The 26,195-nt window shown below is 66.5% G+C and carries 24 protein-coding genes; 12 read left to right on the forward strand and 12 right to left on the reverse strand.

The window, feature by feature from the left end; all coding sequences use genetic code 11:
* Positions 1-38: 38 nt before the first annotated feature.
* The 5 genes from CVUC_RS13505 to CVUC_RS13525 form a co-directional block, all read right to left on the reverse strand.
* Positions 39-2,972: a TonB-dependent receptor plug domain-containing protein gene (locus CVUC_RS13505; protein ID WP_164468087.1), complete on the reverse strand. Its 2,934-nt coding sequence runs from the start codon at positions 2,970-2,972 to the stop codon at positions 39-41.
* Positions 2,973-3,257: 285 nt separating this feature from the next.
* Complete coding sequence (phaH, locus tag CVUC_RS13510) at positions 3,258-3,947, reverse strand: phasin PhaH (RefSeq protein WP_096032825.1); 690 nt, start codon at positions 3,945-3,947, stop codon at positions 3,258-3,260.
* A gap of 84 nt (positions 3,948-4,031) precedes the next feature.
* Positions 4,032-5,312, reverse strand: a complete 1,281-nt coding sequence (gene chrA, locus CVUC_RS13515) for a chromate efflux transporter (RefSeq protein ID WP_096032824.1) — start codon at positions 5,310-5,312, stop codon at positions 4,032-4,034.
* Position 5,313: 1 nt separating this feature from the next.
* A complete protein-coding gene (gene rlmJ, locus CVUC_RS13520; protein ID WP_096032823.1) occupies positions 5,314-6,135 on the reverse strand; it encodes a 23S rRNA (adenine(2030)-N(6))-methyltransferase RlmJ in 822 nt (273 codons plus the stop codon).
* Positions 6,136-6,145: 10 nt separating this feature from the next.
* A complete protein-coding gene (locus CVUC_RS13525; protein ID WP_096034743.1) occupies positions 6,146-7,129 on the reverse strand; it encodes a helix-turn-helix transcriptional regulator in 984 nt (327 codons plus the stop codon).
* Positions 7,130-7,209: 80 nt separating this feature from the next.
* On the opposite strand from CVUC_RS13525, the gene CVUC_RS13530 reads away from it, so the two are divergent.
* Both CVUC_RS13530 and CVUC_RS13535 read left to right on the forward strand, forming a co-directional pair.
* Complete coding sequence (locus tag CVUC_RS13530; protein WP_024265668.1) at positions 7,210-7,560, forward strand: hypothetical protein; 351 nt, start codon at positions 7,210-7,212, stop codon at positions 7,558-7,560.
* 281 nt (positions 7,561-7,841) lie between these two features.
* Positions 7,842-10,478 (forward strand): TonB-dependent receptor plug domain-containing protein, encoded by a 2,637-nt coding sequence (locus tag CVUC_RS13535; protein ID WP_096032822.1) that lies wholly within the window; start codon positions 7,842-7,844, stop codon positions 10,476-10,478.
* A gap of 2 nt (positions 10,479-10,480) precedes the next feature.
* Here CVUC_RS13535 and CVUC_RS13540 read toward each other — a convergent pair whose 3' ends face one another.
* Positions 10,481-10,657: a hypothetical protein gene (locus tag CVUC_RS13540; RefSeq protein ID WP_101685836.1), complete on the reverse strand. Its 177-nt coding sequence runs from the start codon at positions 10,655-10,657 to the stop codon at positions 10,481-10,483.
* A gap of 89 nt (positions 10,658-10,746) precedes the next feature.
* Positions 10,747-11,295, reverse strand: coding sequence for a GNAT family N-acetyltransferase (locus tag CVUC_RS13545; RefSeq protein WP_012640141.1), 549 nt, complete (start codon positions 11,293-11,295; stop codon positions 10,747-10,749).
* 123 nt (positions 11,296-11,418) lie between these two features.
* On the opposite strand from CVUC_RS13545, the gene CVUC_RS19910 reads away from it, so the two are divergent.
* From CVUC_RS19910 to CVUC_RS13560, 4 genes are read left to right on the forward strand one after another with little or no spacing between them, the layout of a single operon-like run.
* Complete coding sequence (locus CVUC_RS19910; RefSeq protein ID WP_164468086.1) at positions 11,419-11,574, forward strand: hypothetical protein; 156 nt, start codon at positions 11,419-11,421, stop codon at positions 11,572-11,574.
* Positions 11,561-13,165 (forward strand): flavin monoamine oxidase family protein, encoded by a 1,605-nt coding sequence (locus CVUC_RS13550; RefSeq protein ID WP_096032821.1) that lies wholly within the window; start codon positions 11,561-11,563, stop codon positions 13,163-13,165. The genes CVUC_RS19910 and CVUC_RS13550 overlap by 14 nt, the downstream gene beginning before the upstream one ends.
* A 22-nt stretch (positions 13,166-13,187) precedes the next feature.
* A complete protein-coding gene (locus CVUC_RS13555; protein ID WP_010918974.1) occupies positions 13,188-13,580 on the forward strand; it encodes a c-type cytochrome in 393 nt (130 codons plus the stop codon).
* 29 nt (positions 13,581-13,609) lie between these two features.
* Positions 13,610-14,092, forward strand: a complete 483-nt coding sequence (locus tag CVUC_RS13560) for a RidA family protein (RefSeq protein WP_010918973.1) — start codon at positions 13,610-13,612, stop codon at positions 14,090-14,092.
* Positions 14,093-14,452: 360 nt separating this feature from the next.
* Here CVUC_RS13560 and CVUC_RS13565 read toward each other — a convergent pair whose 3' ends face one another.
* Both CVUC_RS13565 and recA read right to left on the reverse strand, forming a co-directional pair.
* Positions 14,453-14,929 (reverse strand): hypothetical protein, encoded by a 477-nt coding sequence (locus tag CVUC_RS13565; protein WP_010918972.1) that lies wholly within the window; start codon positions 14,927-14,929, stop codon positions 14,453-14,455.
* A 684-nt stretch (positions 14,930-15,613) separates the two neighbouring features.
* Complete coding sequence (gene recA, locus CVUC_RS13575) at positions 15,614-16,684, reverse strand: recombinase RecA (RefSeq protein ID WP_010918971.1); 1,071 nt, start codon at positions 16,682-16,684, stop codon at positions 15,614-15,616.
* 263 nt (positions 16,685-16,947) lie between these two features.
* Here recA and CVUC_RS13580 point away from each other — a divergent pair, with 263 nt between their 5' ends.
* Positions 16,948-18,555 carry an EAL domain-containing protein gene (locus CVUC_RS13580; protein ID WP_024265667.1) on the forward strand — a complete coding sequence of 536 codons (1,608 nt, stop codon included), beginning with the start codon at positions 16,948-16,950 and terminating at the stop codon, positions 18,553-18,555.
* Positions 18,556-18,605: 50 nt separating this feature from the next.
* Here CVUC_RS13580 and CVUC_RS13585 read toward each other — a convergent pair whose 3' ends face one another.
* Both CVUC_RS13585 and CVUC_RS13590 read right to left on the reverse strand, forming a co-directional pair.
* Positions 18,606-20,429 carry a DUF885 domain-containing protein gene (locus tag CVUC_RS13585; protein ID WP_012640139.1) on the reverse strand — a complete coding sequence of 608 codons (1,824 nt, stop codon included), beginning with the start codon at positions 20,427-20,429 and terminating at the stop codon, positions 18,606-18,608.
* 103 nt (positions 20,430-20,532) lie between these two features.
* Positions 20,533-20,910 carry a DUF4440 domain-containing protein gene (locus tag CVUC_RS13590; protein ID WP_012640138.1) on the reverse strand — a complete coding sequence of 126 codons (378 nt, stop codon included), beginning with the start codon at positions 20,908-20,910 and terminating at the stop codon, positions 20,533-20,535.
* A gap of 68 nt (positions 20,911-20,978) precedes the next feature.
* On the opposite strand from CVUC_RS13590, the gene CVUC_RS13595 reads away from it, so the two are divergent.
* From CVUC_RS13595 to CVUC_RS13615, 5 genes are all read left to right on the forward strand, one after another.
* A complete protein-coding gene (locus CVUC_RS13595) occupies positions 20,979-21,500 on the forward strand; it encodes a GNAT family N-acetyltransferase (RefSeq protein WP_096032820.1) in 522 nt (173 codons plus the stop codon).
* Between the two features lie 74 nt (positions 21,501-21,574).
* A complete protein-coding gene (locus tag CVUC_RS13600; RefSeq protein WP_096032819.1) occupies positions 21,575-22,447 on the forward strand; it encodes a 3-keto-disaccharide hydrolase in 873 nt (290 codons plus the stop codon).
* Positions 22,448-22,557: 110 nt separating this feature from the next.
* Positions 22,558-22,875, forward strand: a complete 318-nt coding sequence (locus tag CVUC_RS13605; protein WP_024265666.1) for a hypothetical protein — start codon at positions 22,558-22,560, stop codon at positions 22,873-22,875.
* A 38-nt stretch (positions 22,876-22,913) separates the two neighbouring features.
* Positions 22,914-23,327, forward strand: coding sequence for a response regulator transcription factor (locus tag CVUC_RS13610; protein ID WP_096032818.1), 414 nt, complete (start codon positions 22,914-22,916; stop codon positions 23,325-23,327).
* Between the two features lie 121 nt (positions 23,328-23,448).
* Positions 23,449-23,979, forward strand: a complete 531-nt coding sequence (locus CVUC_RS13615; protein WP_096032817.1) for a DUF4199 domain-containing protein — start codon at positions 23,449-23,451, stop codon at positions 23,977-23,979.
* A 39-nt stretch (positions 23,980-24,018) separates the two neighbouring features.
* Here the strand turns inward: CVUC_RS13615 and cckA are convergent, their stop codons facing one another.
* Positions 24,019-26,094 (reverse strand): cell cycle histidine kinase CckA, encoded by a 2,076-nt coding sequence (cckA, locus tag CVUC_RS13620; RefSeq protein WP_010918962.1) that lies wholly within the window; start codon positions 26,092-26,094, stop codon positions 24,019-24,021.
* Positions 26,095-26,195: the final 101 nt, after the last annotated feature.

Below are 26,195 nucleotides of genomic sequence, written 5' to 3' on the forward strand. Positions count from 1 at the left end.
CAGGGTCGCCGCCGCCATGTTAGCCCGTTGGGCTAAGACTAGAAGTGGGTCGAGATGTTCAGGAACACCCGACGACCCAGATAGTCGTACTGCGAGGCGAACACCGAGCCGCCCACCGTGTCGTACTCGCCCTGGCCCAGCGTGACCGCCGGCGGGGTTTCGTTGAAGACGTTCGAGACGCCGCCCAGGATAGTGAAGCCGTCGAACTTCTTCTGCAGCGAGATGTTGTGATAGGCGGTGAACTCGGTGTGGACCTTGTAGAAGGTCGTGCCGGCCGCGTTCTGGGTGGCTTCGGTTTCGGCGTCGGACGCCTTGCCGATCATGTTGATGCCCCAGAAGGCCGTCCAGTCGTTCTTGGTGAAGCGGAAGTTCAGACGACCGGTCCAGTCGGGGTCGCCGACGAAGCCGTTGTTGTCTTCGACCGTATCGGCGAACAGCGCGATCTTGTCCTCCAACTGCCAGGTCGACTGCAGGTCGACACTCATCTTCACATCCCAGGGCAGTTGCTGACCGTAGCTGACCGTGAGGTCGATGCCGCGGTTCGTCTGCTCGGCGATGTTGATGTAGTTGTTGGTGACCGTGTTGATCAGGTTCGATGCGTTACGGGTGAACAGCTTGCACAGCGAGTCGTTCGGGAAGTTGTCCGAGGTGTAGCAGCCGTTGACGATGTTCGCCGCGCCCAGGCGACGGATTTCGCCATCGATCTTGATGTCGAAATAGTCCACCGCGACCTGCAGATCGGCGAACTTCGGCGACCAGATCACGCCATAGGTCACGGCCTTGGAGGTTTCGGCCTCCAGCGAGCCCTTGCCGCCCGACGAGGTGATCGTCGCCGAGGAGCCGGCGCCCGTGTGGGTTCCCGGCACGCCGGCGGCGCGGCAGTTGTTGGCGACCTTCTGGGTGATCAGACCCTGAGCCAGATTCGTCGCCCAGCGGATGCAGGGGTCGATCGTACGCTGGCCCGCGAAGCTGGTTTCGGCGTTCTTGTACAGCTCAAACAGCGCCGGGGCGCGGAACGAGGTGCCCTGGGTGGCGCGCAAACGCACCGACGGAATGATCTGCCAGTTCAGGCCGATCTTGTAGGTGTCCTGCTTGCCATAGGAATTGATCTTGGTGTGACGGCCCGAGACCGACAGGTCGACCCGCTCGGCCAGGAACACGTCGCGCAGCACCGGGATGCCCAGCTCGCCATAGACTTCGCGCGCTAGGTCGTCGCCCTTGGTGATGCCGGCGCCCGACAGGCCCCAGACGTTGCCGGCCAGGGTGATCGGACCCGGAACGTCATTGATCGAGTCCTTGCGGTAGTGGAAGCCGACCGCCGCGCCGACCGGACCGGCCGGCAGGCGGAACAGGTCGCCCGACATCGAGCCTTCGATGGCCAGTTGCTTGTAGGTCGTCTTGCCGGCTTCGGTGTCGAACAGGAAGGCTTGCTCAGCGGCGCTATATTTGCCGGCCAGGAAGTCGGGCGTGACCCAGCTAACGTCGACGCAGGGCTTCTTGCTGATCGGCGTGGTCTGGCCGACACACGAGCCGGTGCGGAACGCGCCGATGTCGACGGCGTCCTTCAGGATCACGTCCTGCGAGTAGATACCCTTGTTGTGGCTGTACTGGGCGAAGATGTCCCAGTCCCAGCCCCTCAGGAACGCGACGTCGCCAAAGTCGCCGCGCAGGCCACCGACATAGCGCTGGTAGTCGACCTTCTGGCCGTCCTTGTTGAAATTGGTCACCGGGGTCGGCGACAGGATGTAGTCGCCCGTGAAGCCTGCCGAGAAGTCATCTTTGTCGCCGGTGTAGAAGTACGACCAGAACTGACGATAGCCGTTGTTCTTGGTCGCCCGGCGGTTCAGCAGGATCTCGCCATAGGCTTCGATGCTGTCGTTGATCTGGTAGGCGCCCTGGGCGAACACCGTCGAGCGCTCGGTGCGCGGGGACAGCGACGAGTCGAGATAGAACGGGCTGTTATAGTCCAGCACGCCCATGTCGGGATTGGCCGGATCACCGCTGTGGCCGACCACGAAGAAGCCGGCGGGCATGCCCGGATAGTTGGCCTGCTGACCCGCCGGATAGCGCGGGATCAAGCCGGCGATCTTGCCGGTGTAGTCGTACTGCAGCTTGCCATCGAGACCTGAGAAGTTGGAATCGTAGAGCCAGATCTGATCGTACAACCGATCGCGGCACTGGATCTGGCCGGTGCGCGGATCGATGGTGTCCTTGCGCTTGCCTTGGGCGTCGAAGATGTACTGACGGCCGCACGAGGTGAACGGGCGCTGGCCGTTCTTCTGCTCGGCGCGCTTGTTGTACTCGTACGCCATGCTGAAGAAGCCACGATCAAAGCTCTTGGCCCAAGCGGCGCTGGCGCGGAATTCTTCGCCGCCCTGCTTCTGCGGCTGGCTGTAGAACATGTCGAGGTCGACGCCGTCGGTGTTGCGCTTGGTGATGATGTTCACCACGCCCGCAACCGCGTCCGAACCATAGATCGACGAGGCGCCGTCCTTCAGGATGTCGATACGCTCGGTGATCGCCATCGGCAGCACGTTCAGGTCGAAGGCCGAGACCCCGCCGCGCACACCGGCCGGACCGGCGCGACGGCCGTTCAGCAGCACCAGGGTGCGGTTGGCGCCCAGACCGCGCAGCGAGATCGTCTCTGCGCCCGGACCACCGTCGGTGATGAAGGCGCTGGAGATGGCGGCGTTCACTTGCGGCGAACCCGATGCGATCGTCGCCGACTGCAGCAACGCGCCGGTCGAGCCGATGCCCTGCAGACGACCCTGCTCAGCCGTGACGACCTGGACGGGATCAGGGCTGTTGAACTCGTTACGCTTGATGCGCGAGCCGGTGACGACGACGGCCTCGACCTCGGTCGCGGGCGCTTGGGCGGGCTGGGCGGTCTGGGCCACGGCCGGAAGGGCCGTGCTGACCGCCAGACCCGCGATGATCGTCGACGCCAGGAGGTGTCTGCGTTGGGTTAGCATGGGAGATCTTGCCTTACATTGCGGATACGCGGTCACGCCTTCCCACCAAGCCCCCTTGGCGCGGCGACCCACCGCTCATGAGCAAGGCAACCTGCTTCGCCGCAGCATCGCAATCTTCCTGTCGCCTTTTCGTCGCATTTCGCACCGAGTGTGGCATTACACACCCAGTTTTCGCGCAAGAATGTGCTGTTTTTGCCTGACCTTAGCGTCAAGCGGGGCGTCGCCACCGCGCCCTTGGCGCGGGACGCAAGCGGCCCGGGATTCGGCTGGGCTGGCTGAGAGCCCCTACCCCTCCGAAGATGCGGCGAAGCGCTTGGCCTGGGCGATCCAGGCATCGCGTTCGGCGCGCCCCTTCAGATTCAGCAGCTGGTCGATCGAGGCCAGTTCGTCAGGCGACCAGGCGGCGATCTGGCTGAAGCGGGTCACGCCCAGTTCCGCCAGCGAGGTCGCCAGCTTGGGGCCAATGCCCACCAGCCGCGTCAGATCGTCGGCGGCGGCTTCCAAAGGTTCGGCCACAACATCCGGAACGAGGTCGGGGACGGCGACGGCTTCAGGCTCAGGTTCGGGGATGACCGTGATCGCCGCCTTGGCGGTGTCGGCGACGATCTCCACGACGGTCTCGGCGGTCAGCGCCAGAGCGTCCTCCTCGCCGTCCATCGCGATCTCGACGATTTCCACCACCGCATCCGCGACAGGCTCAAGGATGGGTTCGACGATCGGCTCGGGCGCAGCCTCGAGCACCGCCTCGGCCTCAGTGGCGGGCGCCACGGGCTCGGGCGTCAGCGCCATCAGGGCTTCCAGGTTCACCGCCTCGCGCCAGCGCGACGCCCACCACCAGTAGGCCGCGCCGGCGGCCGCCGCGCCACCGAACATCAGCCACAGAGGCGAGGCCGCCCCCACCGCCACACGCGGCGCGACTTCAGGTTCGACCTTGTCGGTCGGGTACTGGGGAAGAAAGGTGAAAAGCGAAACCATGGCGCGCTCCTGGCAACCGCGATTTGTTGCAATGCAACATAGCACGGAAATTACGTTCGCAAGCGCAAAAAGACTACCGCTACGTCAATTCAGCCCGATCACCCGCAAAAGCACCGCAGTGATCACCGTCGCGGCGATCATCAGCAGCATGGGCAAGCGCAAAACAAAGGTCAGCCCCAGCGCCAGGGCGACTAGCCCGAACGCCACGGCATGAACGGAGCCCAGATCGGGAACCATGACGCGCAGCATCCCGCTTCCGAGGGTCTCGCCGCTGCGGAACAGCAGGTGGATCGCGAACCACAGCGCCAGCTGTCCGATGACGCCCACCGCCGCCGCCGACACCATGGCCAGGGCGCGGGCGGGCCTGGGCCGACGGCCCCACCGCTCGAACAGGGGGCCGCCGGCGAAGATCCACAGGAACGAGGGCGCGAAGGTCGCCCAGGCGGCCATCAGCCCTCCCAGCACGGCCAGCAACCAGGCGCTCTCGGCCGGCGCGGCCTGGAAAGCGCCGACGAAGCCGACGAACACGAAGACCAGAACGAGCGGTCCCGGCGTCGTCTCGGCCAGGCCCAGGCCGTCCAGCATCTGACTGGCCGACACCCAGCCAAAGCCCGCCGCCGCCTGCCCCAGATAGGCCAGCGCGGCATAGGCGCCGCCGAAACTGATCGCCGCCAGGCCGCCGAAGGTCAGGCCCATCCAAGCCAGGGTCGAGCCTGGCGCGATTCCCCAGGCCAGGGCGATCGGCGCCAGCCAGGCCGCCAGGCACACCAGGGCCACGCGCGCGCCGCCGGTTCTGGCCGGCGCGACAGGGGTGGGCGCCGCCTCCCCTTTCCCGCCCAGGAACCAGCCCACTAGGCCTGCCGCCAGAACCACCAGCGGAAACGGAAGGGTGGTGAACGCCATCAAGGCGAAGGCCCCAGCCGCGACGGCGATCGCCGCGCGATCCTTCAGCGTCTTTTGACCGATCCGGATCAGCGCCTGGACGACCAGCGCCACCACCGCCGCCTTCAGGCCCAGCAGGACCGGGCCTGCCCAGGCCGAGCGGCCATGGACGACATAAAGCGCCGAAAGGCCCAGGATCACCACAAGGCCCGGCAGGACAAACAACAGGCCCGCCGCCAGACCACCCCGGATCCCATGCAGCCGCCAGCCCAGCCAGGTGGCCAGCTGTTGCGCCTCGGGCCCCGGCAGCAGCATGCAGAAGCTCAGCGCGCGGGCGAACTCGGCGTCGTCGATCCATCGACGGACCTCGACCACCTCGCGATGCAGCAGAGCGATCTGGCCCGCCGGGCCGCCAAAGCCTAGCACGCCGACCTTCAGCCAGACCGGCAGGGCTTGAGCCAGGGTCGGCGACGGTCGCGTCATGTCAGGTCCGCCAGACCCGCGAGCGGCCGCCGGGCTCGCCGAGGCGCGTAGCGATCCAGTCGCCGGCCGCTACGGCCGCGTCCTCGACCGAGGGCGGCGCGCCGATCATCACCATCGCACAGCCGTTCATCTTCATCGGGTCCGTCAGGGGGCGAAGGCGGAGCTCCGCCACTAACAAGTCGCTCGTGACGGTTTCCATCGCCCGCAGGAAGGCGTCGAAGGTCTCCAGATCCTTGATCGGCAGCCAGATGGCCAGGGCCGCATCGGGCGCGCGGGCCAGCACGGCGCGGGTGGTGGCGACGATGCGATCATAGTCGTCCGGCCGCTCGAACGGCGGGTCGATGACGATGAAGGCGCGGCCGCCCTTGCCGGCGTCCTTGACGGCGGTGTCGAAGCCGTCGGCCTGCAGCGCGCGGGCGTTGGCGCAGGGCGCCAGGGTCTTGCGAAGGAGATCGGCGTCATCGTCGCGCAGTTCGCATCCGGCATAGCGGTCTGCGCCACGCAGCGCCCTCGCCATCAGGCGTGGCGAGCCGGGATAGAGGTCGCCGTCCTTGCCGCCGTTCATCTGCGTAACGGCGTTCAGTAGCAGCTGGAACACCGCCGGCGCGTCGGCGGCCGCCTTGAGCCGGAAGATCCCCGCCTGGGCCTCGCCCGAGCGTCGCGCCATCTCGCCGGCCAGGTCATAGCCGCCCGCCCCGGCGTGGGTGTCGATCACCGCCAGTGCGTCGCTCTCCCCCTGCAAGGCCGAGAGCATGGCCAGCAGGATCGCGTGCTTGTGCAGGTCGGCGAAGTTGCCGGCGTGGAAGGCGTGGCGGTAGTTCATGTGCTGGCTCCTACCACGCCCCGTGCGCGCGACCAGCCTCGCGCAACTCCTGCACCATCATATCCCTGAGCGCCTGCGGCGCGACGATCTCGACCGCGTCGCCCCAGGTGAACAGATGCCAGGACAGTTCGCGCATCCCCCCGGCCCGGAAAGTGACGAGCACTGAGCCGTCCGCTTCCGGCGTCACCTTTTGGGTCGCGTGGAAGCGCCAGCGCAGGGCGTCCTCGGCGCGGCTCTTGTGGATGCGCAGCACCACGTCCTGGATCTCGTCGTGATAGATGCCGAAGCTCTCGTCGGCGAAGGCCTGCAGCGAGAAGTCCTGCGGCGGCGGGGCGGGCTTGTCGAGCACCTTCAGGTCGCTCATCCGGTCCAGCCGCCAGGAGCGCGGCTTGCCGCCCTTCCCTTCCAGCGCCACCAGATAGTTGGAGCGGCCGAACAGCACGCCCAGCGGCGTCACCTCCCGCGTCCGGCCGGGCGTGGAGCCGCCTTCATAGCGAAACGACAGGGCCTGCAGCCCCTTGATCGCGGCGCGGATCGCGCCCAGCACGGCCTGATCCTCATAAGGGCGTGGGCCGGCGTGGACGGCGATCGTTTCGGCCTGGACCAGGGCCTCGACATCGGGCGCCACCCGGCGGCGGGCCGAGCCGCGCAGCGCCGACAAGAGCTTGGCCTCCAGGGCGTAAAGCGAGGCGGCGCGGGCGTCGGCCCCGGAGGCGCGCAGCGAGTCGGCGGCCACCCGCAGCGCGGCCAACTCTTCGGCGGTCGGGGTCTGAAAGACGCCGTCCAGGCCCGAAGGGATGCGGAAGCGCTTGGTCGGCGGATCGTCGATCGCCTCCATCTGCGGAAAGGCCGCCCAGACCGCATCACGCATGCGCTCTGCGGTGCGGCGGCCCACGCCCAGGGCTGCGGCCATCTCGTCCAGGGTCAGCCCCTCGGCGGACCCAGCCAGCATCCGGGCCAGATCCAGAAGGCGGGTGGCTTTCTCGTGTCTCATGCCGCCCGTCATACGACCGTTTCTGTCGCAATGCGCGGACAATCTTCCATCATCGCCCCTGGAGAACCCAAGGACCCCCGATGACCCGCTTCGCCTGCCCCGCCTGGACGATCGCCCCCGTCAACGCCGCCATGATCTCGGCGGTGCTGGACTTCGCCGACATCCATCGCGATCTGGGCGGCGGCCGCAGCCTGCGCCGGATCAGCCACGAGCGCGCGGCCAAGGCCGACATGTTCCTGCTGCTAGGCCGCGACGTCGAGCGCGTCACCGACATCGGCCTCGTGTGGAACGATCGGGAGGACCAGATCGTCCGCGTCACCGACGACGCCGAACTGCGCGAGTCGCGCTTCATGCCCTGGGAAGACGCCTTCGAGCTTTTCGAGACCGAAGAGACCGACGAAAGGGCCGAACCCCTGCGTCTCTGCGCCTGACACCCCGCATCGCGCCGCAGCCAGATCGCCGCCTCCAAGCCGAGGCGCCGGTGCGTTCTGCCTAAAATCCGTGAACAGACGCCGCGCAAAGGGGCGCCACCATGGGCGCTGGCGCGGCTTGCGCATTTTTCTTCGGCGCGCCCATTGCCGAACGCCACAGCTTGAAACCTCATGAATAGATCGATGGTTCGTCGATATATTTTTAGTACCCGCGTCAAAAAATATAATCGCCGGGAGAAAAACGCCATGGAGAAGGGAATCGTCATGCGTCAATAAACAGAATGAGGGGGCTACTTATGACTCAGCGTTTTAAACCCGCACTTCTTGCGGGTATTTCCGCGCTATCCATTACTTCAGTATACTTCACACCCAGCTTCGCTGCTGACACTGCTGTAGCGACCGCCGACACCCAGGCCGCAGAACTCGACACGGTTGTCGTCACGGCCCGCGGCAAACCTCGCACGGTTCTCGACTCCGCCGTCCCGGTCGACTCCTTCAGCGAGAGCGATATCAAGGCGTCGACCTTCACCGACACCAACGACATTCTGAAGACCCTGGTCCCGTCCTACACCCTGGCTCGTGAGCCGATCTCGGACGGCGCCACCTTCGTTCGCCCCGCCAGCCTGCGCGGCCTGCCCACCGACAAGACCCTATTCATGGTCAACTCCAAGCGCCGCCATCGTTCGGCGCTGGTGACCATCGGCGGCACCGGCGCCCAGGCGCCCGACGCGGCCACCATCCCCGCCTCGGCCCTCAAGAACGTGGTCGTCACCCGCGACGGCGCGGGCGCGCAATACGGCTCGGACGCCATCGCCGGCGTCATCGACTTCCAGCTGAAGGACAGCCCCAGCGGCGGCTCGCTGATCGCCCAGTATGGCCAGTTCTATCTGGGCGACGGCGAGGACGTGCTGCTCACCGGCAACCTTGGCCTGCCGATCGGCGAGAAAGGCTTCATCAACACCACGGTCGAATACACCAGCCAGAACCAGGTCAACCGCGGCAAGCAGTACTGCAATGTCGGCATCCCGAACCAGTCGGCCGGCTTCTGCGTCACCAGCTATGCGGCGGCCAACCCGGCCTATAAGGCGCTGATCAACGACTACGTCCAGAAGTGGGGCCAGCCCGACGCCGAGGCCACGCGCGCCGTCGTCAACGCCGGCTACGCCTTCAGCGATAACCTGTCGATCTACGGCTTCGCCAACTATTCCAAGAGCAGCGCGGTCGAGTACTTCAACTACCGTCCGCCGGTCAGCAACGCCGTCAACGCCACGCCGATCCGCCTGCAGGATGGCTCGACCTTCCAGTTCAGCTCGATCTTCCCGGCCGGCTTCACCCCGATGTTCGGCGGCGATGTCAGCGACTACAGCATGACCGGCGGGGTCAAGGGCCTGACCGGTTACGGCCTCAGCTATGACCTGTCGGCGCGGTACGGCAACAACAAGATCGCCTATTCGATCTGGGACACCGTCAACCCCTCGATGGGCCCGGCCTCGCCCAAGAAATTCTACGACGGCGCGCTGGTCTCGACGGAATCCTCGGCCAACGCCGACTTCGCCTATGACTGGGACGGCTTGAGCTTCAAGACCCCGGTGACGATCAACTTCGGCGCGGAATATCGCAAGGAAGGCTACGAGATCGAGCCGGGCGATGTGCCCTCGTACATCGCCGGGACCTGGGCGGTGCCCGATCCGTTCAAGTTCTGTAACGCCACGACCCGCACCCCGACCGCGGCGGGCCTCGCCCTGCCGGCCACCGCCGGCCTGAACTGCGCCAACTATCTGTCGACCACCGCCGACGGCTTCGCCGGCATCGATCCGGTCTACAACGCCCTGGCGGTTGGCTCGAATGGCTTCCCGGGCAATACGCCGCTGTACTCCGGCAAGCTGACCCGCGACTCCTACGCCGGCTATCTGGAGACCTCGGGCAATGTGACCGAGGAATGGTTCCTCGACTTCGCGGTGCGCGGCGAGCACTTCTCCGACTTCGGCAGCACCTGGAACGGCAAGGCCGCCACCCAGTACCAGCTGACGCCGAACTTCGGTCTTCGCGGTTCGGTCGGCACCGGCTTCCGCGCCCCCACCCCCGGTCAGGCGTTCACCACCAACGTCTCCACCCGGGTCGAGAATGGCGCGATCATCGCTTCGGGCCTGTTCCCGGCGACCAATCCGGTGGCCAAGTTCCTGGGCGCCAAGGACCTGAAGCCCGAGAAGTCCACCAACCTAGCCATCGGCTTCACGGCGACCCCGATCGAGGGGCTGTCGCTGACGGTCGACGCCTACAGCATCAAGATCAAGGACCAGTTCTACGCCACTACGCCGATCACCGTGACGCCGGCGATCCGGACGGCGCTGGTCTCCGCCAGCATTCCGGGCGCTGACACCATCGGCCAGGTGCAGTTCTTCCAGAACGCCTTCGACTCCACGACGCGCGGCATCGACGTCGTCGCCACCTACCGGATGAGCTGGGAAAACGGCCAGTCGACCAACCTTTCGGTCAGCGGCAACTACAACAAGTTCAAGATCGACAAGGTCTTCTCGACCAACTTCTTCGACGCCGAAGGCGTGCACGACTTCGAGAACGCCGCGCCGCGCTGGCGGTCGGTGATCTCGGCGACGCACCAGATCGACAAGTTCAAGGCCGTCGGCCGCCTGAACATCTGGGGCCCGTACAAGAACATGTTCAGCGTCGGCAATCCGATCGTCCAGAAGTGGGATCCGGAGACCTTCTTCGATCTGGAGATGTCCTACCAGGCCACCGACAACTACTCGGTCGCCATCGGCGCGCGGAACCTGTTCGCCAACTATCCCGATCCCGACAAGACCGGCGAGTCGGCCACCAACGGCCGCATCTATCGCTCGGACGCCATCGTCGATTGGCAAGGCGGCTTCTGGTACGCTCGACTGTCGGCGACGTTCTAGGATCAACACTCACGGCGGTGGGCGGCCTGCTCGCTCACCGTCTGAAACAACGAAGGGCCGGGGCGATCCTCGGCCCTTTTTCTTTGGCTGTTTCGGGTTGAGTGTTGATGAGATCGTGGGAGCCGCCCTCGCCCTTCGACAGGCTCAGGGTGAGGACGACTTTGGAGTCCTGCGCGCACAAAATCCTCATCCTGAGCTTGTCGAAGGACGAGGATTTCGCTCCGGATCTGCGGTTACACGCGACCTGAGTTCAGCTCTTTTCTTCCCGCTAAAGCGCCTTGCCCATCCGGATCAGCGGCACGCGGTAGCCCGTCGAGGTCACGGCCTCGAAGGGCTCGATGTCGTGGTACCCGCAGGCGCGATACAGCGGCACGCCGCCCATGGTCGCGGCCATCTCGACGCTGGAGAAGCCCTCGGCGCGGGCGGCGGCTTCGCAGGCGTCCAGAATGATCCGGCCCACGCCTTTGCGGGTGTGATCGGGGTGGGTGTACATCGCCCGCACCCGGGCGGCGTCGGTCTTGGGGTCCAGAAGCGCCGCGTCGCGCCCCGCCGAATGATCACCGCCGAACAGGGTGGCCCGCCGGCTCCAGCCGCCGCAGCCGGCGATCGCTGCGCCGTCCTCGACCACGAAATAGGTGCCGTCGGCGATCAACTGGGTGTCCAGGCCCATGATCTCGTACGACGCCTTGACCCCCTCGGGCGGCAGAAAATCCTGAAGCAGCTCGCCGATCGCACGGTCCATCAGCGCCGACAGCGCGGGCATGTCTTCAGGGCGCGCCAGGCGCAGGCGAAGGTGGGGACGGGCATCGGTCATCACCCTTCATCACCTCGCGCCGATCCAAGGCAAAAACAAGGATTCGGCGGGGGCGGCGCGATCCCGCGCCCTCGCTCAGTGATCGAACAATCACCGCCCCAGGCGCCCAATGGCGAGGCGTCTGACATGTCAGTCCGGGCCACCACGGAAAACGGATTGCGCGCCGGAAGCGCGCCTTTCGAGATGGTGAAGGTTTCGGCGCTGGGGATGGCCGAGACCGCGCGGGTCGTCCTGGCGACGCCTCCGCAAAAACAAGGGCAGGGATTGTATGAGCGGATCTGACGCGTCACCGGCGGCGAGCGTGCTCACGCGCCGACGGTTCTTTGAAAGCCTGGCCGCGGTCGGCGGCATGTCGCTGGTGCTGTCGGGCATGGAAGCGCTGGGCTTCAGCCAGGCCTCGGCCACCGAGCTGCCGCCGACCCTGACCGGCGGCGCCAAGAACACCAAGGTCATCATCCTGGGCGCGGGTCTGGCGGGCATGACCGCCGCCTACGAGATGTCCAAGGCCGGCTATCAGGTGCAGATCCTGGAGGCGCGCGACTATGCGGGCGGTCGCTGCCAGACGGCGCGCAAGGGCTTCAAGCACACCGACCTGCTGGGCAACACCCAGGTCTGCGAGTTCGACGACGGGCACTACATCAACCACGGCGCCTGGCGGATCCCGTACCATCACCGCTCGACCCTGCACTACACCAAGAGCTTCGGCGTCCTGCTGGAGAGCTTCGTCAACGACAACGACGCGTCTTACGTCTATTTCGAGAAGGGCAAGGGGCCGCTGAACGGCAAGCCCGTGCGCAAGGGCGAGATCGCCGCCGACGTCCGCGGCTACACCGCCGAACTGGTCGCCAAGGCCGCCAGCGCCGGCGCGCTGGATGCGCCCCTGAGCGGCGTCGATCGTGAGCGGTTCGTCGCTTACCTCGTCAATGAAGGACGCCTGTCCAAGAGCGACCTGACCTACAAGGGCACCGAGGGGCGCGGCTTCTCGGTGCATCCGGGCGCCGGCGTCAATCCGGGCCCCGGCAAGGAGCTGGAGCCCTTCGCCTTCAAGGACGTGCTCGACAGCAACGCCTGGCGGGTGCTCAGCTCGGTCACCGGCTATGAGCAGCAGCGCACCATGCTGCAGCCGATCGGCGGCATGGACCAGATCGCCAAGGCGTTCGAAAAGCGCGTCGGGCCGATGATCCGCTACTCGACCGTGGTTCAGAAGATCAAGCAGTCCCCCACCGGCGTAACCGTCTCGTTCAAGGGGCCGGACGGCAAGCTGGGCGAGGTCACCGCCGACTATTGTGTCTGCACCATCCCGCTCAGCGTGCTCAAGCAGATCGAGCTCGACGCCTCAGCCCCGTTCAAGGCGGCTATGGAGGGCGTGGCCTATGCGCCGGTCAACAAGATCGGCCTGCAGATGAAGAGCCGCTTCTGGGAGGACAAGCACCACATCTACGGCGGCCACATCTATACCGACCTGGCCGGCATCGGCTCGATCTCCCTGCCCTCCTATGGCTGGCAAGCCCAGAAGGGCGTGCTCTTGGGTTACTACGCCTTCGGCGGCGAGGCCGCGCGGATCAGCGCCAAGAGCCCGGCCGACCGCGCCGCCTTCGCCGTCGCCGGCGGCCAGAAGGTGTTCCCCGAATATGCCGAGAACTTCGAGAACGCTTTCTCGTTCAGCTGGCACCTGGCCGAGCACAATCTGGGCGGCTGGGCCGAGTGGGGCGAGAACGGCCGCAAGGAGGCCTATCCCATCCTGTGCGAGCCCGACGGTCGTCTCTATCTAGCGGGCGAGCACCTCAGCTACCTTGGCGGCTGGCAAGCCGGGGCGATCGAGTCGGCCTGGCAGCAGATCGCCAAGATCCACGCCCGCGTCCAACAAGCCTGACGTTTAAGTTTCGAGGATACGCATGACGTTCGCTTATCGCCTCGCCGCCCTGGCGCTCGCCGCGAGCCTCGCCGCTCCGGCCATCGCGTCCGCCGACGGCAAGTCCCTGTACATGGACAACTGCTCGGCCTGCCATCAGGCGACGGGCAAGGGCGTCAAGGGCGCCTTTCCGGCCCTGGCCGGCACGCCCCTGGTCCAAGGACCGCCCAAGGTTCTGATCACCACCGTCCTCAACGGCCGCGCCGGCATGCCCGCGTTCAAGGACGACATCAGCGACGCCGATCTGGCGGCGATCCTGACCTACGCCCGCACCACCTGGGGCAACAAGGGCTCGGCGATCAAGCCTGCCGAGGTCGCCTCCGCCCGCGCCGCCGCCAAGGCCGCCCCCAAGCCGCGCGGCCTGCAAGCGCACTGATCCGTATCACTCACTCTAGGGAAGACGCCATGAAACGCCTGATCGCTCTCACCGTCGCCGCCTGCGCCCTCGCCGGCGCCGCTCACGCCCAGGACATCGTCCGTGGCGGCGACCCCAAGTCGCCCATCGCCAGCGTCGTCACCGTGCCGGCCGGCTATGACATGATCTATGTCAGCGGCATGGTCCCGCCGGTGATCGACGACAAGGCGGTCGGCGTCGCCCGCTTCGGCGACACCAAGACCCAGACCCTGGGCGTTCTGGCCCGCATCGAGGCCGCCCTGAAGAGCCAGGGCGCCACCATGGCCGACGTCGTGATGATGCGCGTGCTGCTGGTCGGCGATCCGGCCAAGGAAGGCAAGATGGACTTCGCCGGCATGATGGAAGGCTACCGCACCCATTTCGGCACCGCCGCCCAGCCCAACAAGCCCGCCCGCATCACCAGCCAGATCAGCGGCCTCGTCGCCGACGGCATGCTGGTCGAGATCGAGGTCCAGGCCGCCAAGAAGAAATAGGCCTCGCCCGTCACCCGCCGGATTTCACCGTTACGCGAAATTATTCGCGTGACAACGTTGTCAAGGCGAAGTCAAACAGCTATATGGAATTCAGCCCTTTCGGGCGTTTCCTCCCAATGACTCGGCCGCCCTCTTCTCCTGGAGGGCGGCCGTTCTTTTGTCTGGGGGCCGGCTTGGCGCCCATCGGGAGACGGTTCGACCCGGAGCCGATCGGCCCCGGTGGGGTTGAAGCGCCTGTCGGCTAGCCACACAAGCGCCGCCAGCCGTTTCCCCGCATTGGCCCATGAACCTCGCGGGCATCGCGTCCTCGCGAGGGGATGTCGGGGATGTCCCTTGAGGGTGGGGGCGGACCATCCGCCTTTAGTGTGTTGATGCACCGCCGCCGACAAACCATACGAAACCCTCATCGCGCCCTATAAATCTCGCGATGGTGCTTACGCCTTCGAGATTGACCTCCACACTCTTGGCCGTGGCTAGGTTGAGCAATTCAATGAACCGACACATGCCTGCAAACTCGACAGCATTCCGGATAGTCGGATGGAGTGAGAAGCTTAGCAACGTCGGCACCCAGATGCACCAATCGTATGTAACCCCGGCTATCTTGACCTGAGCTGTCACTGCCGAGGTCGCCAACCACTCGATGATCAGAGACGCATCGCGAGGCGCTGCCTTAGCAACGCCCTCGACTTCAAACGAAATCACCTCACCTTGCAGGCGCAGTAAATCCAATACGCTTTGCCAATCGGCGAGCGTGGCGTTTTCCACTTCAATGTACCGGTACTGACCATCGTCAGCGAAGTCGCTCGCTAGCGATGGCCACTCGTGTTCCGCTATCATAGTCCAAACTATGCTCGACGTCGCAGTATCCGACTAGTGTCGGGAACGGAAATGAGACCCACGCCGACCTCCGGACATTGACCGCCCTTCCCCTGAAGCGGACGCGCGGAAGAGCAGCGAGGGGTGGTGAGTTGCCTTCTCCTCCCCCACTGGGGGAGGTGGCTCAGAGGGTCGGAGAGGGCAGCTCGGAGGCGGCGGCGATGCCCCCTCAGTCGCTCCGCGACAGTTCCCCCGGAGGGGAGCAGAATCTGTGAGCGTCCCCTCTGGGTCGGATGCAGTCTCCAACTCCCCCATAAACCCGACCTTCCCGGCGAATGCCGGGATCCAGATCGAGCCCACCAGCATCTGTCAGACAAACGCCGCGTGATGTCGCATCATCCCCAGCCGCCCCAGATGAATCTGGGCCCCGGCATTCGCCGGGGAGGTCGGTTGTTGAAGTATCCACCAAGGGTCGGATGCCGCAAACCCGGCCCGCGCTGAAACCGGACCTTTGGCGGATCGAGTGGCGTTACCCATCGTGGCCAGTCCAAGCCTCCTCGCCTTCCCGCAAAAGAGTAGGCCGCCTGGCATGGGGTCCAGGCGGCCTGAGATCGCGGCCTTCGCGGCGGTCCGCCGCGGGCGTGTTGAAGGCGGGGAACGCCCGCGAGTGCGGGCGAAGGCCGCGAAACCCTTGAGCGCCTGGATCTAGTCCTCTTCGCCCTCTTCCGGGCCGCCGACCAGAAGCTCTTCTTCGATCTTCTGCGACGACTTGCGGACAGCCTTTTCGATGTCGGCGGCGACGTCCGGGTTGTTCTTCAGGAACTCGCGGACATTGTCGCGGCCCTGGCCGATCCGCTGGCTGCCGTACGAGAACCACGAGCCGGCCTTGTCGATGATCCCGGCCTTGACGCCCAGGTCGATGACTTCGCCCAGCTTGGAGATGCCCTCGCCGTACATGATGTCGAACTCGACCTCGCGGAACGGCGGGGCCACCTTGTTCTTGACCACCTTCACGCGGACATTGTTGCCGACGATCTCGTCACGCGCCTTCACCGAGCCGGTGCGGCGGATATCCAGGCGCACTGAAGCGTAGAACTTCAGCGCGTTGCCGCCCGTGGTCGTTTCGGGGCTGCCGTACATCACCCCGATCTTGTGACGGATCTGGTTGATGAAGATTACGATGGTGTTGGCCTTGTTGATCGAGGCCGTCAGCTTGCGCAGCGCCTGGCTCATCAGACGGGCCTGAAGACCCGGCAGGCTGTCGCCCATCTCGCCTTCGATTTCGGCCTTGGGCGTCAGGGCCGCCACCGAGTCGACGACCACGATGTCGACGGCGCCCGAGCGCACCAGGGTGTCGGTGATCTCCAGGGCCTGTTCGCCGTTGTCGGGCTGAGAGACCAGGAGGTTATCGAGATTGACGCCCAGCTTGTAGGCGTAGGACGGATCGAGCGCATGCTCGGCGTCGACGAAGGCGGCGGTGCCGCCGGCCTTCTGGACCTCGGCCACGACGTGCAGGGCCAGGGTGGTCTTGCCCGAGCTTTCCGGACCATAGACCTCGACGATCCGGCCCTTGGGCAGGCCGCCGATGCCCAGCGCGATGTCGAGGCCGAGCGACCCGGTGGAGACCGACTCGATCTCGACCTTGCCCTTCTCGCCCAGCTTCATCACCGAGCCCTTGCCGAACGCGCGGTCGATCTGGGCGAGAGCCGCCTCTAGCGCGCGTTGCTTATCGCCTTCTTCCTTGGCCACGAGTTTCAAAGCCGCCTGACTTGTCATTGTTGATCCGCCTTCTATTCCATGATTCCGGCCGCCCGATTGACGCTTCCCGCGCCCCGCCTCAGCAACCTGTGGAACTTGGTAAAGGCGTACACTCTTTGTTCCATGTTCGCAAGATGTTCCGCCAGATAGAAACGACCGTTTCTGTCGCACCCTCAGTCGCACCGTCCGGAACCGGAATTGGGTTTAGTCCGCGCCGCCGCTGAAACCGGTCTTTAAGTCCCGGCATGCAAGGTTTGCGGGCTTACTGGGGGATTGCCGTCTTGTCGCTAGATCCGCGTCGCCTTCTTGGTCTGGCCTTCGCCAGCGCTGACCTTCTGGTCGAGTTACAGAACGGGCGGGTTCGCCTGGCTCTGGGCGCGGCCCAGAAGGTGATGGGCGCGAGCGAGGCTGCGCTGGCCGGCAAGGCTTGGGCCGAGCTTTTCCACGCCGATGACCGCGCCTTGATGGAAGCCATGCTCAGCTGCGCCGACGATGGCGTGCGGCGCGGCCCTGTCGTGCTGCGCCTGGCCGAACCTGCCGACAAGCACATCCGCGTCGTTCTGCGCGCCCTGCCCGAGAACCAGGGCCGCATCTCGGCCGCCGTCACGGCGGCGCAACCCGCCGGCCCGCCCCTGTCGGCCAGTTCGCTGCAGCCCCGCGAGTCGTTCGACGATATCGCCCAGGGCCTGTTCGAGGCCGCCCGCGTCACGGGCATCGAGCTGGAACTGGCCATGGTGGAGTTCGCCGGCCTGGGCGACATGCGCGAGGCGCTGTCCCCTGACGAGGCGGTGGCGCTGGATGTCCGGGTGGCCAGCGCGCTGCGCGCCGAAGCCCATGGCGGCGCGGCCGCCACCAAGCTGTCGGACGACCGCTTCGCCCTGCTTCGTCAACGCGACGATCGCCCCGAGAACATGATCAAGCGCCTGACCAAGATGGTCAGCGCCGAGGCCAGCGCCCATGTGGTGCCGCTGGAGAACGGCGGCGGCTCGTCGCGGGCGCTTCGCGCGCTGCGCTATGCGCTGGACGACTTCCTGCGCGAGGGCCTGAAGGAAACCCCGCCGATGACCCTGTCGGAGGCGATGAACCGATCGGTCAAGCGGACCCTGGCCCGCGCCGGCGCGCTTGGCGTCGCGGTCAGCCAGCGGCGTTTCAATCTGGCCTTCCAGCCCGTCGTCTCCTTGAGCACGGGCCTGGCCCACCACCACGAGGTGCTGGTGCGGTTCGAGGACGGCGGCAGTCCGTTCGCCCTGATCCGCATGGCCGAAGAGTTCGACCTGATCGAGGAGCTCGATCACGCGATCGTCGAGCAGGCGGTCAAGAAGCTGGCCAACGACAGCGAGCGCAAGCTTAAGCTGGCGGTGAACGTGTCGGGCCAGACGATCGGCAACGAGACCTTCGTCGAGCACGTCGGCCGGTTGCTGGCCAAGTTCAATGAGGCCAAGGGGCGGCTGATCTTCGAGATCACCGAGACCCGGGCGATCGACAATCTGGCGACCGCCAACCAGCATATCCAGAGCCTGCGCTCCATGGGCTCGCTGGTCTGTCTCGACGACTTCGGCGCGGGCTCCTCGTCGTTCTCCTATCTGCAGCAACTGGCGCTGGACATCGTCAAGATCGACGGCCGCTATGTGCGCGAGTTGGCCGACAACAGCCGCGACGGGGCGCTGGTGCGCCGCCTCGTGGAGCTGTGCCGCGACCTGAAGGTTCGCACGGTCGCCGAGATGGTCGAGACCTCGGAGGTCGAAGACGTCATCCGCAGTGTGGGCGTCGACTTCGCCCAGGGCTGGCTCTACGGCAAGCCGGCGGACAAGCCGTTGCCGGCGCTGCGTCCCGCCGCCCCGGTCAAGGCCGTGGCGCGCCGCGCGGGCGCGTCAGACAGCTGGGGCTAGAGGGAACGCCCCTCCCCCGCGTAGCGGAGGAGGGACGCCCCCAGGGGGCCTTATGCCTTGCCGCCCTTGCTGACGATGTAGTCGTCAACCACACGCTCCAGCACGGTCAGCGGGGTCATGCCCGACAGCAGACCCGCGTCGTGGAACTCGCGGATGTCGAACTTTTTGCCCAGCGCCTTCTGCGCCTTGGCGCGGGCGCGCAGCCAGACGATCTTGCCGATCATGTAGCTGCAGGCTTGGCCCGGCCACACGACATAGCGCTCGATCTCGGTGATCGCGCCGCTTTCCTCGTCGCCCATGGTCTCGGCCATGTACTTGATGGCCTGTTCGCGGCTCCACTTCTTGTGGTGCATGCCGGTGTCGACCACCAGACGCACGGCGCGGAACAGGGCGTCGTGCAGCATGCCGATCTGGCCGCGCGGGTCGTTCTTGTAGATGCCCATCTCGACGGCCAGTTGCTCCGAATAGAGCGCCCAGCCCTCGGCATAGCCCGAGAAGCCGATGATCTTGCGGATCAGCGGCAGGCCCTTGGCCTCGTTCGACAGCGACAGTTGCAGGTGGTGGCCCGGAACGCCTTCGTGCACGGTCAGGGTGGTCAGGGTGTACTTGGCCTGCTCCTTGGTGTCGCGCAGGTTGATCCAGTAGATCCCCGGACGCTTCCCATCCAGCGAAGGCGAGTTGTAGTAGCCGCCCGGCGCGCCGGCCTCGATGGCCTTGGGCACGCGGCGGATCTCCAGCGGGGCCTTGGGCAGCTGACCGAAATAGGCCGGCAGCTGCTTTTCGATCCACTTGGCCTTCTCGTTCAGGTCCTTGATCAGCTGTTCCTTGGCTTCGTCCGTGTTGGGATAGAAGTCCTCGCCCAGCTTACGCATGCGATCGCCGACCGTGCCCTTGGTCATGCCGATCTTCTTGAACAGCTTGTCGGCCTCGATCTCGATCGCCTTGACGGTATCCAGACCCAGCTGGTGGATCTCATCCGGCGTCAGGGTCGAGGTCGTGTAGTTCTTCAGCGAGACGGCGTAGTAGTCGCCGCCGTTCTTCAGGCGCCACACGCCCGCGTCATGGGTGGCCTTGCCGCGCACGCTCTCCATGAGCGCGATCTGACGCTTCAGGGCCGGCAGCACCGAGTTCTCATAGATCTTGGACGCCTCGCCCGCCCAGTCGCCGGCGATGGTCTTGTCCTTGGTGCGACGGGCGATCGACTTGACCAGGGTCGTCTCGGCCGTCGGCGTGTCGGCGAAGGCCTTCATCTGGACCAGGGTCTTGTCGATGACGAAGTCGGGCGGGATCACGCCGTCAGCCATGTCCTTGGCCGCCAGCGCAGTTTCTTGATCCATCAGGCGCGCAAAGCCCTCCATCCGCGACAGATAGGCGTCGGCGTCGGCCTTGGTCTCGATGCTGTGCTGGGTGTCCAGGAAGTCCGGCATCTGCTGGTAGCTGCCGGTCAGCTGGCTCAGCACATACGGCGCGCCCGAACCGCCGCCGCCATAGGTGAACTTGCTGTTGCCTTCGTCCATCACCGCCAGGATGAACTCGACAGTGTCGTAGTTGACCGCGTCCATGCCCTTCAGCGCGCGGCGGTCGATGGCGCGCAGCGCCGCCAACTGTTTGCGCGTCTCGGCCTGGCCGGCCTCGATCGCGGCGAACGAACGGTCGCTGAGCAGACCCTTGGTCCAGGCCAGATCGCCGCTGTCGATGCCCAGCCCCGTCGCCGTCTCCGGCGACTGGCGCAGTTGCTTGGCCATGACCGCGTCGAACAGGGCGTTGAGCTTGGCGGCTTCCCCCTCGCGCGCCAGGGCCAAGGACGGCAGGCCGCCTGTGGCCGCAAACCCGGCGGCGGCGGTGGCGAACATCATATGACGACGATTGAGCATGGTTTTCCTCCCCAGAGGCGCATTGAAGGACGAAGGCGTAAGCCCCGCCCCTGTTTGGGCTTAATTAATTCCGCGTCATACTCGCTGGGAAGAGGCCCGTCGCTCAAGCCAGCGTCACGAAAAGCTCGTTCTCGATCACCCACTGGCCCGTGACCTTCTTCCAGGTCGCCAGATAGGTCCCTGACTGCTCGGCGGCGTCCTTCCAGGTCCCGACCCAGCGGCCGCGCTCGGCGGCGCGGGCGCCCTCGGCGTCGAGGGTGATGTCCTCGGTCGTGCGGACATAGGCCACGAAGCCCTTGTCGGCGAACTGGCCGGCGAAGGCGGCCAACACGTCCTCGGCGCCCAGCAGCAGAGAGCCATCGCCGGCGATCAGGGTGATGCGCGGGTCGAAGAACGGCCGCAGGCGCGCGGCGTCCTTGGCGGCGATCAGCTTGTTGGTCAGCTTGCGGCGCGCAGCGATGGCGTCTTGCGGCGTGGTCATGGCGGTCTTCCGGTTCGAGCCCGTCGGTGTAGCGTGCGCGGACCACGCCTAGCAAACGCCGAGTCCCGATGCCCGCCCCGACCCTGACCACCGATCGCCTGACCCTGGCCCCGCCCACCCTCGCCGACTTCAAGGACAGCCTGGCCATGTGGATGGATCCGCTGGTGGTCAAACACGTGGGCGGCCGCCCCTTCACCGAGGAGGAAAGCTGGACCCGGCTGATGCGCGCCCGGGGACTCTGGGAGGTGCTGGGCTTCGGCTACTGGGCGGTGCGAGAAACCGCGACGGGCCGCTATGTCGGCGAGGTGGGCTTTGCCGACCTGCGGCGCGAGCTGGAGCCCAGCCTCTATGGCCTGCCCGAGATGGGCTGGGTGCTGGCGGCCTGGTCGCACGGCCAGGGCTTTGGGACCGAGGCGGTGCGGGCGGGCCTGGCCTGGATCGACCAGGCCCTGGCGCCCGAGGTCGTGCCCTGCATCATCAATGTCGAGAACGCCCCCTCCATCGCGCTCGCCCAGAAGGTCGGCTTCACGCTGAAGACCCACACGACCTACAAGAGCTCGCCGATTCTGATGATGGAGCGGCGACGGTAAGGGCCTGACCGCCTTCCCAATGACAGCGCTGCCACATAGGGTGGCGCCGCCCGCAAGCGGGCGTGGGAGGACACATGCTCAAGACCCTGGCCCTGACCCTGGCGATCGCCGTGACCTCGCCCGTTCTGGCGCAAACCCGCCCGCCTCTGGTCCTGACGGATATCCCTGCGGCGGCGGGCCCGTCTGTCACGCTGTTCAATGGCCGGGACCTCAAGGACTGGGACGCTTGGCTCGGCTATGCCGATCCGGCCTTGACCTACAAGCGCCCGCCGGTCGCGCCCCTGGGCGTCACCGCCAAGAGCGCCGAGATGTTCAAGGTGGTGGTCGAGGACGGCCGCCCGGCGCTGTATGTGAACGGCGCTGTCTGGGGCAGCCTCGTGCATCGCGGCGACTTCCAGAACTATCACCTGCGCCTGCAGTACAAGTGGGGCAAGGGCCGCTGGGCCCCGCGCGAGAAGGAAGCGCCCAATAACGGTCTGCTCTATCACACCCACGGCGCGCCCGGCGTCGTCTGGGGCACCTGGAGCCAGTCGGTCGAGTTCGAGATCATGACCGGCTCGGTCGGCATGGTGGTGCCGGTCGGCGAGGCCATCGCCGTGGCGGTCGAGGGCGTCGAGGACCCGACCCTGATCGCGCCGAAGCTGCGCTATGTGCCAGGACGCCCCGCGCTCACCGCAAAGGGCGGCACAGCGAACTGGAACGTCGAGGCCTATAACGACGTCGAAAAACCGGCGGGCGAGTGGAACACCCTGGACCTCTACGTCGTGGGCGATCGCGCCGTGCACGTCGTCAACGGCGTCCCAGTCATGGAGGTGCGCGCCATGACCGCCAACGGCAAGCCCCTGACCCATGGCGCGATCCAGTTGCAGTCGGAAGGCGCAGAGACCTTCTTCCGCGACTTGGTGCTGACCCCCATCAAGACCCTGCCGCGGGTGGTTCCGAAGTAGCCGCGCGGTTCAAGCCCTTCGCGCCACGCCTCGGACCGGGAAAAATGCGGGTCATGGCGCGCTTGCGCGGTATAACCGCCGGCGATCCCCCTCCTCGTCCCAGGCTCTCCATGGTTCGCAAAGTCTCCGCCAAGCTCGTCGCTGTTCCCGATCCGACCGCCGAGGCCGACCGCGCCTGGTTCGACGCCCATCCGGAACGCAAGTTCCGTCTGCGTGACCCCGCGCCCGTGGAGTTCAAGGACCCGCTGGGCGATCCCGGCGAGGGCTTTTCCTGGCGCGTGCTGATCGCTCGCCTGCCCGACGGCGGCCGGCTGCGCCTGCCGGTTTCGCTGTCCTGGGAGTTGCACAACGACCATGCCAAGGACCAGCACCTGCAGATCCTGTTCGATCAGGTCGCCCCTCCCGAGGCCAAGGCGCGCCTGTCCTGAGCCTTGACGCGCCGCGCTGTTCACGCACCCTTTCGCCCATGATCCGCACGGTCGTTCTCTGGGCGCTGGTCCTGGCGCTGGGCGCGTTCGCCCTGCAATGGCTGGAGTACGGCTTCGTCGTGCGGGCCTTCTCCTGGCAGGTCTATGTCGGACTGGTCGGCGCGGCGTTCGCGGCCGGCGGCGTCTGGGTCGGTTGGCGGCTCGCCGCTCGCGCTCGCCCCGAGATCTTCCAGCGCAATGACGCGGCCCTGGCGAGCCTTGGTTTGACGGGCCAGGAGATCAAGGTTCTGGAGCGTCTGGCGGCCGGTCGCTCCAACAAGGAGATCGCCCGCGACCTCGGCCTTTCGCCCAACACCGTCAAGACCCACGTGGGCAACCTCTATGCCAAGCTGGAGGTCAGCCGCCGAACCCAGGCGGTCGGCAAGGCGCGGGAGCTGTCGCTGATCCCCTGAACTTGACCGCCCTCCGATTGGGCGAAACTGTCGATCTCACCCTTTTGGGCGATACCGCTTCGACCAGGAAGCGGGACAGCTTGCGGGGCGCGTCGCAGGGGGCGGCGCGGAGGAGAACACCATGCAACGCACTATTCTCATCCACGGCCTGGCGTCTGGCGCCATCATCATTCTGGGTATGATCGCCACCATCGTGCTCTCCAAGGGCGGAGCGCCGCATTCCAACGTCTGGCTTGGCTATCTGATCATGCTGGTCGGGCTGTCGTCGATCCTGCTGGCGGTCAAGTCGCACCGCGACAAGGCGCTGGGCGGCGTCATCAAGTTCTGGCCCGCCCTGCTGGTCGGCCTGGCCGTCGCCCTGGTGGCGGGGATCGCCTACGTCCTGATCTGGGAGGTCTATCTGGCGCTCACCAACTACACTTTCATGGAGCAGTACGTCGCCAGCACCCTGGCCCAGAAGAAGGCGGCAGGCCTCAGCGGCGCCGAATACGCCAAGCTGGCCGCGGATCTCGAGGCGATGAAGCGCAGCTACGCTAACCCGCTGCTGCGCATGCCCATGACCTTCACCGAGATCTTCCCGGTCGGGGTGCTGGTCGCTCTGGTCAGCGCGGCGCTGGTGCGCAATCCGAAGTTCCTGCCGGCGAAGGCTTGAGGCGCTTGTGGGCCCGCCGTTCCTTTAGGGCGGCGGGCTCTAAGCCGCCTGCAGCTGCTGCTTGACGCGCTCGGCCAGGGTCTTGATGTCGATCGGCTTGGGCAGGAAGGTCACGCCCGTCTCGCCCTCGAGCAGATCGCTGAACTCGGCCTCGGCATAGCCGGAGATGAACATCACCGGCGCGGTCCCCAGATAGCCACGCGCCTTCTTCAGCAAGGTCGGGCCGTCGATGCCGGGCATGATCACGTCGCTGATCAAGAGGTCGATCGTGCCGGCGTTTTCCTCGGCGATGATCAGGGCCTCTTCGCCGTCGGCCGCCTCAAGCACCTCGTAGCCACGGGCGCGCAGCAGGCGGGCGGCGACGCTGCGCACGGCGTCCTCGTCCTCGACGAACAGGATGCGGCCGGCGCCCGACAGGTCGCGGGCGGCGCGCGGCTTGGCGGGCTCGGCGACGGCCTGGACGGCGACCGCGCCGGCGGGCGCTTCATAGACCGGCAGGAAGATGCGGAAGGCCGCGCCTTCGTTCGGACGGCTGTGGACGTGAATCCAGCCGTCGCTCTGCTTGACGATGCCATAGACGGTGGCCAGGCCCAGGCCCGTGCCCTCGCCCACCGGCTTGGTGGTGAAGAACGGGTCGAAGATCTTGCCCATGACGTCGGGCGGAATGCCCGGACCATCGTCACTGACCTCAATGAAGGCCGTGTCGCCGTCGGCGGCCGGGAAACCCAGCTGGATCGCCTCGTCGCGGGTCAGGCGCGCGGTGCGGATGCGCACGACGCCGCCGCCCTTGGCCGCGCGCACGGCGTCGCGGGCGTTGACGGCCAGGTTCATGACCGCCGTCTCGAGCTGGCTCTTGTCGGCGCGCACCTGCGGCAGGTCGCGGCCATAGTCGGTGATCAGCTTGACGTCTTCGCGCAGCAGGCGACGCAGCAAGACCTCGAACTCGCTGATCAGCTCGCCCAGATCCAGCACCTCGCGCTGCACGGTCTGCTTGCGCGAGAAAGCCAAGAGCTTGCGCACGAGGTCGGCGGCGCGCACGCCCGTCTGACGGATCTCGTTCAGCCCCTCGTACGACGGATCGCCGACGGGATGGCGATGCAAGAGCTCGTCCAGGCGCAGCTGGATGGCGGTCAAGAGGTTGTTGAAATCGTGCGCCACGCCGCCGGCCAGCTGGCCGATGGCCTGCATCTTCTGGGCCTGGGACAGCTGCAGCTCGATCTGCTTCTGCTCGGACACGTCGATCATGTAGGCCACCAGGCGGCCTTCGGCGCGATAGAGGTAAAGGTGAGCGATGCGCGACGGATCGCGCGCCAACCGCACCTCGTAGGGACCGGCGCGGCCTTCGTTCAGGCGTGTCTCGGCCTCGGCGCGCGAGGCGGCGTCGATCAGATCGCCGAACAGCACACCGGCCTTGGCGCCGGTCATCGTGGTCAGCGCCGGATTGGTCTCCAGCACCCGCGAGGTGAACGGCTCCAGGCCTTCCAGCAGGGCCGCGCCGAACGGCGAGGCGCCGGCGAAGGCGTCCAGCGAGCTGGGTGGCGGGGCGGCGCGCTCGGCGACCGGGGCCGGCGACGCGTCTTCCACGACCGGCTCAGCGACAACGATGGGCGCAAGCCGGATCATCAGCCGTCCGCCCGCCAGGCGCGAGACCTTGGCGGTGTAGTCGGTTCCTCCAGCGCTCAGCATGCCCTCGGCCATCTGCCCCTGGCGCGCCTGGACCAGGGCCGCAAAAAGGCTGGAGCCCGCCACGCCCTTGGGCAGGCGGCGCTGTTCGCCCATGACTTCGCGCCAGGGCCCGTTGGCGGCCAGGACGCGACCGTCGGCGGCGGCCAGGGCGGCCGGCTCGGCCAGCGCCTCGATGAACCCCTCGGCCTGGTCGGCGTCGCCGCCGGAAAGCGCTGAGCCGCGAATGGCGACAAGGCCCAACACAGCCACGCCCGCGACGCCCAGAAGCAGCAGCAGGCCGGCCAGGGTGGTCGGTCCGGCCTTGAGCGCCGGCGCCGCCGAGAGGGCCGCCGCAGCCACGAAAAACACCGCCGCGCCGACCAGCCATGGATCAAACCGCCGACGCGGGGCGCCGGTCGAAACCTTGTCCTGGAGCTGCAAGTCGGCCATCGGCGAGGTTGTACCTTTCTTACGGCGAGCCAGCGACTCACCCGCAATTGGAGAAAGAATAGCCTTTTCTGGAGGCTAGGTCAGTTTTCTGGAGAATGTGG

This window comes from Caulobacter vibrioides (assembly GCF_002858865.1).
GTDB classification, from domain to species: Bacteria; Pseudomonadota; Alphaproteobacteria; order Caulobacterales; family Caulobacteraceae; genus Caulobacter; species Caulobacter vibrioides.